Below are 14,417 nucleotides of genomic sequence, written 5' to 3' on the forward strand. Positions count from 1 at the left end.
GATTGTAAGGATTAATGTTACACCAAACCAGAAACGGGGGCGCAGGTCACGATATGACGAAAGTAGTTCAGCCATATCCCGGCATGATCATTACCGAAGACGTTGTGTTCGAGCCGGGCGAATATAGCTTTCCAACGAGCAAAGGCATCATTGTTGCCGCAAGCGGCATCACGATCGAAGGCAGCGGAGCGGTCATTCGCGGACGCGGCAAGATCGGCAATATCCACTCGTATGACGGGATCGGGCTCTATGCCAATGGGTATGACCGCGTGACGGTCAAAGGCTTGCAGCTGCACGGGTTCAAGACCGGAATGAACATCGCGAACGGCGCCGGCTGGCTGATCGAGAACAACGACCTGTCGGACAATTACACCGATCCGGACTACGGCTGGGGTGACGGAGACTCGGTAGGCGCCTTGATCTTGGAGCGGGTGACGGACAGCACGATTGCCGGCAATACAGGCAACCGCGTTTGGAACGGCCTGGAGCTGAAATACTCGGACCGTAACAAGATTTCCGGCAATATGTTCTCTCACTGTACGAATGTCTGCCTGAAATTGTGGAATTCATCGAACAATGAAATCGAAGACAACGTGATGAACTACGGGATACGGATCGCCCCGGGCGAGGTGCACGCGAGAGATTCAACCTCGGTCCTGATTGAAAGCGGCTCCAACAACAACCGGATTCTCCGAAACGACTTTACATACGGCGGTGACGGGGTATTTATCCGTTCCTTGAACGGCTTCGTCAGTACCGGCAACTATTTCGAAGGCAACGACGCATCCTACGCTCATAACAATGCATGGGAAGTATGGGATCCGGGCAATGCGTTCATTCGAAATACGGGTAACCACTCCAGCTACGGCTTCTGGCTCGGCGGCTCCTGCCACGCGGTACTGATCGAGAACGAAGCCGCTTATAACGGGCTTCGCATCGCGAACGCGCCGGAGAAATTCGGCAATGCGGGCATCGCGGTCGTCAACGGCTCCAGCAGCCACTTCACAATGCGCCGCAACCGGATTCACCATAACAAAAGCGTAGGCCTTGCCATCGGATACAAGGAAGGCTATGAGGCCAACCACTGGATCATCGAGCAAAATGAAATTACGGACAACGCCACGTACGGCGTTTACATGAAGCACGCGAAGCAGATGTATCTTACCGGCAACCGCATGGCCGGCAACGGAATCGGCGACATCTACCAAGATATGAACGTATCGGACGTAATCGTTTGCGACGATGCGGAAGGCGATCCGCCGATCGCCAAAGCTGCGCTGCTCACAGAACGGCCGCGCACAGGCTGCGCCGTTCAGTTCGACGCCACCTCGAGCCGGGACGCATCCGGAGGAAACGGGCTGACATATCTGTGGGATCTGGGAGATGGCACGTTTAGCCGATCCGCGACAGTCGAGCACATCTACGAGAAGCCGGGCTTTTACCGTGTAGGCTTGACCGTTATCAGCGCGAGCGGCACGGCGGACTTGGCTTGGATCGACCTGAACGTGCTGCATGCGGATGAACACGTGAAGCACCGCATTGATTTGAGCGAAGCGGAGCTGGTTACCGCGGTTCCGAAGCATTCGGCGGTTCTCGCCTTGAATGAGCGGATTTCAATCGGCCAAGGGCCGGCCCTGCAGCTCGAAGCTTCGTCATCCCTCGTAAAGCTGCAGGCGCCGATTCCGGCAGAGGCAGCTGCGCAAGCTTTATCGCGATCTGGCGGCGAACTCAGCTTTTGGATGAAATTCTCCCATGAAACCTGGGGCGGGTTCCCGGCTTCCGCGCTGACAATCCGGCTGAAGCAGGATGAGAATCGCTACTTGCAATGGGTGGCTTCCCGTCCGCTGTTCGAATGGACTCAGATCGCATCCGAAGCCAGAACCGGCTGGTCGCATATCCGTATCCCGCTTGCATGCGAGGAAGCCGGATGGGCGAGCAGCGCTGCTGGCCAGCCCGATCAGATTGGGCTGACACGACTAGAGATACAGATCGCATCTCGCGGAGGAGACTTTACCGTTCTGCTCGACGAGATCGTGTTTGTATAAAGAGAACGACATATTACAAGGGGAGTGAAAGTAAATGGAGAAGTGGAAAGGTTATATGTTGGCATCGGTAGTAGGGGCTACAACACTGCTTGCAGGCTGCGGCGGCGGCAATAATGCAGAGAACGCAAATTCCGCCAGCTCGAATGCGACGGCAACGGATTCGAACTCAGCGGCAACGGATTCGAACGCAGCTTCAACGAACTCGGATTCGCAAGAGAAAATCGAGCTGCGCGTCTCTTCCGGCGCGGCTGTAGAAGAAGCGAAAGCCGAACAAGCTGCTATTGACGCATTCATGGCAAAAAATCCGAACATCACTGTCAAATATGAACCGATTCCCGGCGATGACGCGACGCAGAAGCTGCTTGCTGGCATCGCGGCCGGCAATGCGCCGGACGTATTCCTGATTGACTCTGTATTACTGCCGCAATTTATCGACAATAATGCATTGCTTGACCTGGCTCCATTTACGAAAACCGATCCTGAATTCAATAAAGACGTATGGTACGAGAACGTCTACAATATCGGCGTCCGCGGCGATAAGCTGTATGAGTTCCCGCGTGGCTTCACGCCGATGGTCGTGTACTACAACAAACAAGTATTCGATAATGCAGGCGTCCCTTATCCACAGGACAACTGGACTTGGCAGGACTTTCTCGATACGGCTAAGAAGCTGACGAAGGATGAGGACGGCGACGGCAAGACGGATATCTACGGCATGTCCGCCGACCCTTACTTCTACAAATCCGTACCGTTCGTATGGCAGAACAGCTCCGACGTCCTCGATAAGGAAGGCACGACGGCAGAAGGATACTTGAACAGCCCGGCAACGGTCGAAGCTTGGCAAATGTACACGGATCTTGTAAAGCAGCAAATTTCCCCGACACCGTCGGTAAAGAAAGCGCTTGGCGATCTGTGGTTCCAATCCGGCAAAGTCGGCATGCAAGTTTCCGGCCACTGGACGCTTCTCGGCATTAACGATACGGTGGAATCCGGCAAATTCGATATCAGCAAGCTGGGTGTTGTAGGTCTTCCACGCAACAAAGAGCGCGTTTCCGTTATGTACGAAGCGGGCTGGGGCGTTGCATCGTCGACGAAGCATCAGGAAGCGGCCTACAAGCTTGCGAAATTCATGTCCGAATCGGTTGAAGGCCAGAAGGGACGCGTAGAATCCGGTCTGGAACTGTCGGCCGTGAAATCCGTTCAAGAGGAATATTCCAAAGACAAGCCGATTGAGCAAGTTTTCGTAAACGAAGTGCAGTATGCGCGTCAGCCATGGGGCTCGATCCATCCGAAATGGGCTGAAATCGAAACGCAAATCGATAAAGCGCTTGAGCAGGTCGTCGTGAACGGCATCACTGTAAAAGAAGCGATGGATGCTGCCGTACCGAAGATCGACGCCATCATTAAAGACGAATAACTTGTAAGCTGCGCAGATCGGGGGACCCGGAGCCACTTCCGCTCCCCCGATTTCTGTTAGGCGACTAAGAAGGAGGAAACAGCGGTGGAATCAACCTCCCAATCGTACGTGCCGTCTGTGCCGTCTACGAAGCTGGCTAAGCCAAGCTTTTGGAAGAAACTGAGAGGTCATGCGGTAGGCGACGATAAGCCCATCGGTTATTTGTTCATTTTGCCCGCATTGATTCATCTTGCCGTCTTTACGTTAATTCCGATTTTATTCTCTCTCTATCTAAGCTTCCATAAGTGGAGCATTCTGAAGCCGGCGAAGCCGTTCGTCGGATTGAAGAACTATATCAAAATGTATCATGATACCGACTTCTGGCGTGCCATGGTCAATACGTTTTATTTTGTCTTCGGGAGCGTTCCGACGGGAATTGCGGTCTCCCTGCTCGTTGCGATTGTGCTCAACCGCAAATTGCGCGGCGTATATTGGTTTCGCGCATTCTTCTTCCTTCCGGTTGTGTCCTCTACGGTCGCAATCGCGATGGTATGGCAATGGATATTACAGCCGGAGTTCGGGCTGCTCAATTATTTGCTAGGATTTGCAGGCATTGAAGGCCCTAAATGGCTGATGGATCCCAAGTGGGCGATGTTCGCCGTCATCATCGTTACCGTTTGGAAAGGAATCGGCTATCAAATGATTATTTTCTTGGCCGGTCTCCAGGGCATTCCGGAGCATCTCTATGAAGCGGCCCGCATTGACGGAGCGAACAAATGGCGGATTTTCTGGTCCGTTACGCTTCCGCTGCTCATGCCGACGGTGTTCTTCCTTACGGTAACGACGATTATCGGTTCGTTCCAAGCGTTTACGGTCATTTATATGCTAACCGAAGGCGGTCCTGTAGGCTCGACGGACGTCGTCGTCTATCACATTTACGAGCAAGCCTTCCGGGTGTTCAACATGGGCTATGCTTCGGCGCAATCCTGGTTGCTGTTCTTGATTATTTTCGTCATCACGATCATTCAAGTGAAGTTTATGAAGAAATTCAATTACGAGCATTAAGCCGGGAGGGAGGAGAAAACGATGGCAACGATGACTGGCACGGCAAATCACAGCAAGACCGCGAAGCCGGGGCAGCTGCTTGCGGACATCTTCACATACGGCGTACTGGGGATTGTCAGCCTTTCGATGCTTGTACCGTTTCTGTGGATGATCTCGACGTCTCTGAAGCCGGAGTATTCCGTATTCGAGTTTCCGCCGCAGTTCATACCAAGCAGCTGGCTGTTCGAGAATTATGTAAGCATCTTCAAAGCAGCGCCTTTCATGCGGTTTCTATATAACACGCTATTCGTAACGATGAGCGTCGTAATCGGGCAGGTGCTGTTCTGTTCACTGGCGGCATACGCCTTCGCAAGGCTTCCGTTTAAAGGCAGCAACGCCATCTTCGTCCTGTTCCTGGCGACGATGATGATTCCTTCGCAGGTCACGACGATCCCGACGTACATCATGATCTATAAGTTCCACTGGCTAGATAGCTACGCGGCGCAAATCATTCCGTTTCTGAGCAGTGCCTACGGTATCTTCCTGCTGAAGCAGTTTTTCCACAGCCTGCCGAAGGAAACCGAGGATGCGGCGAGGATTGACGGCTGCAGCGAATTCCGGATTTACTGGAACATCATTCTGCCGCTGTCGCAGCCGGCAATCGCCACCTTGTCGGTGTTTACGTTCATGGGGGTCTGGACGGACTTCCTATGGCCGATGCTCGTAACAAATACGGTAGAGATGCGTACGCTGGAGGTCGGCCTGTCCGTCTTCCGCAACCAGTATACGACGAACTGGCCGCTTCAAATGGGCGCGTCGCTGCTCGTTATTTTCCCTGTACTGCTCGTGTTCTTGTTTACGCAGCGTTACTTTGTACAAGGGATTTCACTTACGGGGATGAAAGGCTAACCGATAGCCGGCTGAACCGATCGCTCTCCATCACCTACAAACTTGAATCGAAGGAGTCGTAACCGGCATGACATTAATGAAAGAGTTAGTGCTGCCCTACCAGACATTGACGGCAGTACCGTTCACGAACGTTTCCATCGAGGATCGTTTCTGGAGCAATCGGATCAAAGCGACGCAGAAGTCGACGATCGCGGCATGCCTCGCGCAGTGCGAGGCCACGGGCAGAATTTCGAATTTCGCCAAGGCCGGCGGGCTACAGGAGGGCGGCTTCGAAGGAATCTTCTACAATGATTCCGATGTCTATAAAGTGCTGGAAGGGATCGCCTATTCTTTGCTGATCGAACCTGACGAAGAGATGGAAGCCCAAGCCGACCGGATCATTGAGCTGATCGCGGCGGCACAGCAGGAGGACGGGTATCTGCAAACCTACTTCACGCTGGCCGAGCCGGATAAGAAATGGACCGACATGAACAAGCATGAAGAATACTGCGCCGGCCATATGATTGAAGCCGCGATTGCGTATAAACAGGCGACCGGAAAAAGGTTGTTTCTCGATGCGGCCATCCGCGTGGCCGATCATATCGATTCGTTGTTCGGGCCAGGCAAGCGCCACTGGGTGCCGGGCCATCAAGAAATCGAGGTGGCGCTCGTAAAGCTGTACGTCGAAACAGGTGAAGAGCGCTACTGGAAGCTGGCTTATTGGCTGCTTGAGGAGCGCGGTCACGGCCACGGCGTAGGCTACAGCTGGGACCGCTCGGATTGGGGAGCGGCCTATTCGCAGGATGACGTTCCTGTGCGGGACATTTGCGGCGTGACCGGTCATGCTGTCCGCGCGATGTATATGTATGCAGGAATGACGGACGCCGCGATGCTTAGCGGCGATCAAGGCTACATCGACGCGCTCGATCGCGTATGGTCCAACGTTGTCGACCGAAACATGTACATAACAGGCGGTATCGGGCCATCGCGCCATAACGAAGGCTTTACCGAAGATTACGATTTGCCGAACGACAGCGCTTATTGCGAAACGTGCGCATCCGTCGGCATGGTGCTATGGAATCACCGGATGAATCTGCTTCACGGCGATTCGAAGTACGCGGACATCGTCGAGCGTGCAATGTTTAACGGTTCGATTGCCGGCGTATCTTTGTCCGGCGACAAGTTCTTCTACGTCAATCCGCTGGAATCGGACGGTACTCATCACCGCGTGCCTTGGTACAACTGCTCCTGCTGCCCGACGCAGATCGCCCGTTTCATTCCGTCCATCGGCAACTATGTTTATGCGACCAGAGGCAATGACATTGTGGTGAACCAGTACGTGGATGGAACAGGCCGCCTTCGATTGCAAGCCGGCGAGATCGTGCTGCGGCAAGTGACGGAATATCCGTGGGACGGCCGGATTACGCTTCGCGTGGAAGAGGGCGAAGCCGGAGAATTCGGCATTCAGCTGCGCATTCCTTCATGGTGTATGTCCTATCGGTTGTCGGTAGGCGATATGGAAATCGCTGATGTCGAAACCGTCAAGGGCTATGTTCGCTTGCAGCGTGCATGGAAGCCGGGCGACGAAATTACGCTTGAGCTGACGATGCAGGTGGAGCGCGTCTATTCGCATCCTCTAGTGCTGGCGAATGCCGGGAAGGTTGCGCTGCAGCGCGGGCCGTTAGTCTATTGCTTGGAAGAGACCGATAACGCGGCGAGCTATGACGGACTGAGCGTAAACTCTGCGACCCGATTCCGTACGGTCTATGAGCCTGATATTTTGCAGGGCGTGATAAGCGTATTCGGAGAGGAGCCGGGCGGCGAGCAGCCGTTCAAGGCGATTCCGTATTATGCGTGGGATAACCGGGATGCCGGGAAGATGAAGGTATGGCTGCCGGAGAAGAGAAACGAAACGAAGCTCTATCGTTCATAGCTTGACTAAAGCAATCCTGCTTGGGGTGGTTCCCCCGAGCGGATTGCTTTTTTTACTATACAAACGAACAGGTATGGAGTAATGTTAGTTTAAAAGGAACAATGAATGTTTCTAACAAACATTTCGTTGCTATTCTAGTCGATAGGCTGGGAGGATGGTCGGATGGCTAAGCTGCACTTGCTAAGCAATGCGCATTTGGATCCGGTATGGCAGTGGGAGTGGGAGGAAGGCGCTGCGGCGGCCGTATCAACGTTTCGGGCTGCAGCGGAATTTTGCAGGGAATATGACGGGTATGTGTTTAACCACAATGAAGTGATTCTGTATCGGTGGATCGAGGAGTATGAGCCTGAGCTGTTCGAGGAGATTCAGGAGCTGGTTCGCCTCGGCAAGTGGCATATTATGGGCGGCTGGTATTTGCAGCCGGACTGCAACATGCCCTCAGGGGAATCCATCGTGAGGCAAATGCTGCATGGCAGAGTCTATTTCAAGGAGAAGTTTGGCGCAAGGCCGACCACGGCGATCAATTTCGATTCCTTCGGCCATTCCCGCGGTTTAGTTCAGTTGATAAGCAAAGCCGGCTACGACTCTTACCTTTTCATGCGGCCTGATGATCATACGGCCGGACCGGATCGCGAGTTCCGGTGGATCGGCTTTGACGGCTCCGAGGTGATGGCTCACCAGACCTATTCATACAATACGCTGATGGGGCAGGCTCGCAAATCGATCGAGAGCTGGCTTAGCAGGCATGATGGAAAGCCGCTCGGCCTCCTATTATGGGGCGTAGGCAATCACGGGGGCGGCCCTTCCAGGATGGATCTGGATGAAATCGGGAAGCTGATGGCGGAGCGGAGCGATGTTCAAATCGTGCATTCAAGCCCGGAAAGCTATTTCGCAGAGCTTGCTCCCCGTTCTTCAGAGCTGCCGGGACATGCGAAAGACTTGAACCCGCGCTTTGTCGGCTGTTATACGTCCATCATTCGCATCAAACAGAAGCATCGGCTGCTGGAGAACGAGCTGTATATGACGGAAAAAATGCTCTCCGCCGCAGCCATTGCAGGCAAGCTTGCGTATCCGAGGGATGAACTCCGGCAGGCGGAGCAAGATTTGCTCATGGCGCAGTTTCATGATATATTGCCGGGCTCGTCCGTTCAGCCTGCGGAGGATGCGTCGCTTCGCTTGCTTGGACACGGGCTTGAAACGGTGTCCAGGCTGAAGGCGCGCGCCTTCTTCGCGCTTGCAGGCGGGCAGCGCAAGGCGGCTGACGGCGAATATCCGATCCTCATCTACAACCCGCATCCGTTCCCGGTTTCAGGGGTCTTCGCCTGCGAGTTCATGCTGGCCGACCAGAACTGGAAGGACGAGTTCTCGATGCCCGTCGTCTACAGGGACGGCATCCGCATTCCGTCTCAGCCGGAGAAGGAGCACAGTAACATTAATCTCGACTGGCGCAAACGCGTCGTATTCCAAGCGGAGCTGGCGCCTTCCTCGATGAACCGGTTCGACTGCCGCATCGAAATGCTGCCTGCCAAGCCTCAGCCCGAGCTGCAAGCGGAGGACGGCATGATCCGCTTCTCGAACGGACGCATGGAGGCGGTAATCAATATCTCAACTGGGCTGCTCGACTTGTACCGCGTGGACGGGGTTTCGTTCGTGAAAGAGAGAGCATTCCAGCCGATCGTCGTCGCCGATAACGAAGACCCATGGCGTATGGATACGAGCCGCTTCGAGCCGGATATCGGCTCCTTCCAGCTGAAGGACCGGGGAGCGGGCTCCGATTTCTCCGGTTTGCGCCATGCGCTGCTCCCATCCGTGCGCATCATTGAAGACGGCGCCGTACGGACAGTCGTGGAGGCGGTACTTGCCTATCAGCATTCGAAGCTCGTGCTGACATACAAGCTGCCGAAGCAGGGCAGCGAGCTTGAAGTGCATGCGCGCGTTTTCTGGAACGAGAAGGACAAAATGGTAAAACTATCGATACCGACGACATTTATAGATGGAGAATACATGGGCCAAACGATGTACGGCATCCAGCAGCTCGACGCCTCGGGACAGGAAGCAGTCGCGCAGAAATGGACCGCTGCCCGATCCGCATCGGCGAACGCGGCGCTGACCTTGATCAATAACGGTACCTATGGATCGGACTTCAGAGACGGCGCGATTCGGCCGACGCTGCTGCGCAGCCCTGGCTATACGACGCATCCGATCATGGATCGCCCGCTAATTGTGCAGGATCGTTTCTCGCCGAGGATCGATCAAGGCGAACGGGAATTTACGTTTTGGCTGAACGGAGGCGCCGCTGCAGACCGTCTGGACACGATAGACCGCGAAGCGGTGCAGCGCAATGAAGCGCCGTATGCGCTGTCCTTTTTTCCGTCCGGCCGCGGGGAGCCGGTAAAGCCGTTGGTGCTGCTAAAGGATCACGTCGTTCAACTCGGCGCCTTAAAGCAGATGGAACGCGGCGACGATTACGTGGTGCGTCTCTTCGAGCCGACCGGAAGCCCGCGCGAGACCGAATTGGAGATTCCGCTTCTCGGCATCTCTCGTGCTGTATCGCTAACGCCATTCGAGGTGAAGACCTTCCGCGTGTCGGTCGGCAGCCGGACGATTGCAGAGGCGCCGCTGATGGAAGAGGATGAATAGTTTTGGCCTTGTGCGAAGCGATAAAAAATAGTGGTGCGAGACTGTACTCGCACCACTATTTTTGGTTGGCCTCTATTTATTAAGGCTCATCGATCGCATCCGGAAAATCGTCTTCACCGGGATAATCGCGGTACATGCCTTCATGCAGCTCACGGTTCTCGTACCCGTAAGCATTCGGCGACCGCTGGTCTATGCGCCATGGTTTGCTTTTGCCAAGCGATTCGGATAACAGCCCGGAACCATACGGACCATCGGGAAATTCCTCTGCGGCGAGATCATTGCGCTGAGATTCGACAGACTTCACATCCGTATAGGGACGTCGATTTTCATTCATAGACATGCAGATACCTCCTGCGGGCAGCTATTGGTTTACCGTTACAGTGTGCCCGGGGTCAGTCGGTAAAATGCACCGTTCCCACCACAAATTCTAAAAATTGTTTAAGGTCGGCCGCTTCTTCCTCCGTCAGCTTGTAGGTGAATTCCAAGAAGCCCTCTTCGTCCAAATCGTCTTGTCCGATTATGGCCGTGCGGCCTGTCTGCAAATCCGTAATGAGCTTCTTGCCGTAAAAACGGCTGGTGGTCATAATCGCCAAATCGAACCGCTTCAGGTTCGGCGTTATAAACGTAACGAAACGGGTTGTCGTCTGTTCCGTCGTATCGGACATAAAATCGTAATCAGGCAGCTGCATTTCGAGTTCCTCCTTCATCTCTCGATCTATCATAGCATTCATTTCCTCAGCGGAGCAATATGGCCTCCTGCCGCCAGGAATGAAATGGTAAATTGACTATTGCCATCCATATCGCGTCTGTGCTATGATGTGAGCAATCAAATCGATGCACGCGAGGAAGCACCTCTTTCGCCATGATAATTGGCGTTGGAGGTGCTTTTTTTGTTGCTTCGGAGCTTGATACATTACAGGATGGAGGTGGGCCTGCATGCAGGTCGTATTTTTGAACACGTTTGAGAAGTCGGGTCAAGACAGCCGGACGGAGCAAGCGCAGCTGTCCATATGTGAGCAGAACGGGCTCTGGTCGATCATTTGGACGGAGTCGCTCGGAGAGAAGCAGGACAGTCAATCGGTTTGGTTTGAAGGCAGCTCGTGGGAGGAAATGATGATGGCTTTCCGCCACGGCATTGCCGTACAGATGGGGGAAGGCTTCCAGCCGATTATTGACGGAATGCTGGAGGAGCGCCGGAGTCACGAAGGTCAAGGCAGCCAGTATTCGATGATTCAATACTATGGCGAAATGAACGCGGAGTCCGTCTTGTTCGAGGCGCTGCGCGAATGGCGCCGCTCCAAGGCGGCGGAAATGAAGAAATCCGCCTATCTAATCGCATCGAACCGGATGCTGTGCCTGTTAAGCACCTATGTGCCGCATAAGCCGGAGGAGCTGCTGCAAATTCCGGGATGGGGCGAGACGAAGCAGGCCGCCTATGCGGAAGAAGTGCTTGCCATTACGAGTTCCTTTGATCGTGAACGGGGCTTTCCGCTGGATTGGGTGTCAAGCGCACTGGACCCAAAGGCCTACATGAAGTGGATCTATAAGCAGAAGGAGAACAAGTTTAAATCGCAGATGGACCGCCAACAGGAGAAGCGGAAGCTGTTATCCGCGATCGCCGAAGGGAAATCGTTTGAAGAGCTGCTCGCTCAAAGCAATCTGCCCCGGAGAGATCTTATTGAACGCATCGAGCAGCTGGAGACGGAAGGGTATGATATGGAGCCTCTTATCGAGAAGGAGCTGGAGTCGATGCCGGAGTCGGAGCAGCAGCTCGTTTGGGACGCGCTGCTCGCTGTCGGGGACCGCTACCTGAAGCCGGTGCTCCGCCGGGCGTACGGAGATGAAGCCATGCAAGAGAAAGGGAAATCTCTCGATCTGATGTACGATCGGCTCAGGCTGATACGGCTCCGTTACCGCCGTATGAATATAAACCATGTTTCATAGCATCTGTGTTTGCGTCCAAATAGGGTCCTCGAATTGAATGCTTGCTCCGCTCTCGCAAGGGAGCCCCGTTTCGTAGGAGCGGTTGCCGATCAGCCGGGCGACCGCTTCGCGGAGCTGGTGCTTGGATGGGATCTCGCTTCCGACGTCGAGAATCGGCTCAAGCGGCTCTTTCTCCCTAAGCCAGACCAGTATGGCGCTAATGATATCTATTGCTTCGGACATGGCTTTGTCCCATAGGTCCCATACGCTTTCGTGATGCAGCGTTTGACCGTCGACCGGGTCGAGCCACGGCTTGCGAGACTCGTTCAAGACATCAAGGCCGGGCAGCTCGCGCTTATAGACGAGCGGCTCGATTTTGCCGAATGTCACTATGCGTCTAAGCCCGGTCGGATCATAGAACAGCCGCTGCGCCGCGATCATGTCGCGCATTGCGGCGGTCCAATGCTCGCGGCGAATTATAGGCGCAAGCTTCGGATAATGAACGGCGGCGATCTGCTCGAAAGCATCCACGACGGAGGCGGGCAGCTCGCCTTTGTTGTTGATTTCGCGCCAAACTTCCGTCTTCCATGTCTCGATGCCCAGCAGCTTTTGGACTATGAGCGTATCCATAAGGATCTCGAAGCGCTGATGGTCCCACTTGCGGTTGCCGGAGCGGCTGAACACATACGGATGCATAACGCGGTCCAGCACGTGATGAAGCACGAAGCCGAGCGTGTAGACGAGCGCATCCTCCCTTGCCGATTTATCCGTTCTCGCCGTCAAATTATCCAATGAATCGAGCAGATCCAGAAGGACAGGGCCGCAGTGGAGCCGGTGCATTTCGCTTCCGAGCCGGGTCAGCGTCCGACTCTTCTGCCAGGGCAGGAAGCGGTGATAAAAAAGAAAATCCGGGCCTTGGCAGCCCATATTAAACATCGTTTTCCGATGCGGGGATTCGATTAAATGCTGTTCTCCAAGCGCTTGCAGGCATTTCTGCCCGAATAGAAGATGGGTCCATACGTTCGGCACAGTAATCCTCCCAGGGACTTTAGTTCGACGCTTTTCTACAAAACTTAAAATGAATGCCCTCATTGAGTAGTATACTTGAACTAACAATTCTTGTATAATCTTAGGTAAACATGAATGTCATCGAATCAAGTCGAAAAGGGGCGCTACCTCAAGATGAAGGCTGAATATATTAATCCCTTCCTAGAATCCGCTGTGATCGTCATCGAACAAGTGATCCAGATCAAGCCTTCGACAGGTCAGCTAGGCGTCAAGGAAATCAAGTTTGCCAATGATCATATTTGGATTCAAATCGGCATTAACGGTCAAATGAACGGTGATATCGTATTCGGCTTAAGCGAAGAGGTCGCGCTCAAAATGGTGTCCGCAATGATGGGCGGCTACGCGATTGCTGAAATGGACGAGATGGGAAAGAGCGCAATCTCGGAGCTCGGCAACATGATCAGCGGCAATGCCAGCACGATGCTGTTTAATCAGGGCGTGAGCGTCGACATAACGCCTCCTAAGCTTGTGCTCTCTGAGCAGGCAGCCGGAATTTCGGCTTCGAAGGCGCTTACCATTCCGCTTATTATGGACGGAATCGGAGAGCTGGACATACAGGTTCTAATTGCATCGTAACACGATTCGAGCTCCCAGTGGAGCTTTTTTTCGTGTTTGGGGCCATTGGAGAGGGATCTGTTTTGCCTATTTGTACCTGTTGAAGTAAACTGAAAGTCAGGTGATGACGGTGTTGCATGGGAAAATCGTTCTTATTACCGGAGCGGCTACCGGGATCGGGGCAGAAACCGTTAAGCTGCTTGCTGCCGAAGGGGCTGTCCCGATTCTGACGGGGAGAAGGCTGGATAAGCTTCAAGAGGCTGCTTCGCGCATCAGCGGCAGGCATGGCTGTTACCGGATGGACGTTACGGATACGGATGAAGTTACCAGGGTCGTGCAGCAGATCGCAGCCGAATACGGCCGAATCGATATTTTGCTGAATAACGCGGGCTACGGGGTGTTCGAGCTGTTCGCCGATGCGCCGATCGAGCGGTTTCAGGCGATGATGGATACGAACTATATGGGCATCATTCGATGCACCAAAGCCGTGCTGCCTTATATGCAAAAGCAAGGCGGCGGCCATATTATTAACGTCGCTTCGATGGCCGGAAAGCTTAGCACGTCGAAATCGTCGGGTTACGCGGCGACCAAGCATGCCGTGCTCGGATTGACGAACGCGATGCGGTCCGAGTTCGCGGCAATGAATATTTATGTGACGGCGATCAATCCAGGGCCGATCGATACGCCTTTTCTGCATACGGCAGACCCTGGGGGGCAATATGCCAATAGGGTGCGCGGCTACATGCTGAAGCCGGCCCGCGTGGCGGAAACGATTGTGAACGTGATGAAACGGCGAAAGCCGGAGGTGGATTTGCCGCGCTCGGCCTCCATTGGCATACGGATATATGGCTTGTTTCCGCGTTTGGCCGACCGGATCGCAGGCCGCTGGTTGAATCGGAAATAGGAAGCGAGCATACGAGGAGTT

Annotated in this window: 12 protein-coding genes; 9 read left to right on the forward strand and 3 right to left on the reverse strand. The window is 54.2% G+C overall.

Annotated features, from left to right (window positions below; translation table 11 throughout):
- Window positions 1–53: 53 nt before the first annotated feature.
- The 6 genes from DL346_RS02455 to DL346_RS02480 all read left to right on the forward strand — a co-directional run bounded on the left by DL346_RS02455 (window position 54) and on the right by DL346_RS02480 (window position 9,946).
- A complete protein-coding gene (locus DL346_RS02455) occupies window positions 54–2,045 on the forward strand; it encodes a right-handed parallel beta-helix repeat-containing protein (RefSeq protein WP_165822344.1) in 1,992 nt (663 codons plus the stop codon).
- A gap of 34 nt (window positions 2,046–2,079) precedes the next feature.
- The gene (locus DL346_RS02460; protein WP_112880494.1) at window positions 2,080–3,462 is read left to right on the forward strand and encodes an ABC transporter substrate-binding protein; all 1,383 of its coding nucleotides are present in this window, start codon (window positions 2,080–2,082) and stop codon (window positions 3,460–3,462) included.
- A gap of 84 nt (window positions 3,463–3,546) precedes the next feature.
- Window positions 3,547–4,506 carry a carbohydrate ABC transporter permease gene (locus DL346_RS02465; RefSeq protein WP_112880495.1) on the forward strand — a complete coding sequence of 320 codons (960 nt, stop codon included), beginning with the start codon at window positions 3,547–3,549 and terminating at the stop codon, window positions 4,504–4,506.
- Window positions 4,507–4,527: 21 nt separating this feature from the next.
- Window positions 4,528–5,394, forward strand: a complete 867-nt coding sequence (locus DL346_RS02470) for a carbohydrate ABC transporter permease (protein ID WP_112880496.1) — start codon at window positions 4,528–4,530, stop codon at window positions 5,392–5,394.
- A 67-nt stretch (window positions 5,395–5,461) separates the two neighbouring features.
- The gene (locus tag DL346_RS02475) at window positions 5,462–7,306 is read left to right on the forward strand and encodes a glycoside hydrolase family 127 protein (RefSeq protein ID WP_112880497.1); all 1,845 of its coding nucleotides are present in this window, start codon (window positions 5,462–5,464) and stop codon (window positions 7,304–7,306) included.
- A 162-nt stretch (window positions 7,307–7,468) separates the two neighbouring features.
- Entirely contained in the window at window positions 7,469–9,946 is a 2,478-nt protein-coding gene (locus tag DL346_RS02480; RefSeq protein WP_112880498.1) for a glycoside hydrolase family 38 N-terminal domain-containing protein, read from the forward strand.
- A gap of 79 nt (window positions 9,947–10,025) precedes the next feature.
- Here DL346_RS02480 and DL346_RS02485 read toward each other — a convergent pair whose 3' ends face one another.
- A complete protein-coding gene (locus tag DL346_RS02485) occupies window positions 10,026–10,286 on the reverse strand; it encodes a hypothetical protein (protein ID WP_112880499.1) in 261 nt (86 codons plus the stop codon).
- Window positions 10,287–10,338: 52 nt separating this feature from the next.
- The gene (locus DL346_RS02490; RefSeq protein WP_206098464.1) at window positions 10,339–10,635 is read right to left on the reverse strand and encodes a DUF3055 domain-containing protein; all 297 of its coding nucleotides are present in this window, start codon (window positions 10,633–10,635) and stop codon (window positions 10,339–10,341) included.
- Between the two features lie 247 nt (window positions 10,636–10,882).
- Between DL346_RS02490 and DL346_RS02495 the strand changes: the two genes are divergently transcribed.
- A complete protein-coding gene (locus DL346_RS02495; RefSeq protein ID WP_112880500.1) occupies window positions 10,883–11,890 on the forward strand; it encodes an HRDC domain-containing protein in 1,008 nt (335 codons plus the stop codon).
- Here the strand turns inward: DL346_RS02495 and DL346_RS02500 are convergent.
- Window positions 11,885–12,898, reverse strand: coding sequence for a zinc dependent phospholipase C family protein (locus tag DL346_RS02500; protein ID WP_112880501.1), 1,014 nt, complete (start codon window positions 12,896–12,898; stop codon window positions 11,885–11,887). The genes DL346_RS02495 and DL346_RS02500 overlap by 6 nt on opposite strands.
- Window positions 12,899–13,051: 153 nt before the next feature.
- Between DL346_RS02500 and DL346_RS02505 the strand changes: the two genes are divergently transcribed.
- Entirely contained in the window at window positions 13,052–13,513 is a 462-nt protein-coding gene (locus tag DL346_RS02505; RefSeq protein WP_112880502.1) for a chemotaxis protein CheX, read from the forward strand.
- 103 nt (window positions 13,514–13,616) lie between these two features.
- Window positions 13,617–14,396: an SDR family NAD(P)-dependent oxidoreductase gene (locus tag DL346_RS02510; protein WP_112880503.1), complete on the forward strand. Its 780-nt coding sequence runs from the start codon at window positions 13,617–13,619 to the stop codon at window positions 14,394–14,396.
- Window positions 14,397–14,417 lie beyond the last annotated feature (21 nt).

It is taken from the genome of Paenibacillus montanisoli (assembly GCF_003268025.1).
GTDB lineage: Bacteria > Bacillota > Bacilli > Paenibacillales > Paenibacillaceae > Paenibacillus_Z > Paenibacillus_Z montanisoli.

Bases quoted from the DNA above. Each gene is read 5' to 3' on its own strand.
- DL346_RS02455 (WP_165822344.1), top strand. From the start codon at position 54: ATGACGAAAGTAGTTCAGCCATATCCCGGCATGATCATTACCGAAGAC.
- DL346_RS02460 (WP_112880494.1), top strand. From the start codon at position 2,080: ATGGAGAAGTGGAAAGGTTATATGTTGGCATCGGTAGTAGGGGCTACA.
- DL346_RS02470 (WP_112880496.1), top strand. From the start codon at position 4,528: ATGGCAACGATGACTGGCACGGCAAATCACAGCAAGACCGCGAAGCCG.
- DL346_RS02475 (WP_112880497.1), top strand. From the start codon at position 5,462: ATGACATTAATGAAAGAGTTAGTGCTGCCCTACCAGACATTGACGGCA.
- DL346_RS02480 (WP_112880498.1), top strand. From the start codon at position 7,469: ATGGCTAAGCTGCACTTGCTAAGCAATGCGCATTTGGATCCGGTATGG.
- DL346_RS02485 (WP_112880499.1), bottom strand. From the start codon at position 10,286: ATGTCTATGAATGAAAATCGACGTCCCTATACGGATGTGAAGTCTGTC.
- DL346_RS02490 (WP_206098464.1), bottom strand. From the start codon at position 10,635: ATGCAGCTGCCTGATTACGATTTTATGTCCGATACGACGGAACAGACG.
- DL346_RS02495 (WP_112880500.1), top strand. From the start codon at position 10,883: ATGCAGGTCGTATTTTTGAACACGTTTGAGAAGTCGGGTCAAGACAGC.
- DL346_RS02505 (WP_112880502.1), top strand. From the start codon at position 13,052: ATGAAGGCTGAATATATTAATCCCTTCCTAGAATCCGCTGTGATCGTC.
- DL346_RS02510 (WP_112880503.1), top strand. From the start codon at position 13,617: ATGACGGTGTTGCATGGGAAAATCGTTCTTATTACCGGAGCGGCTACC.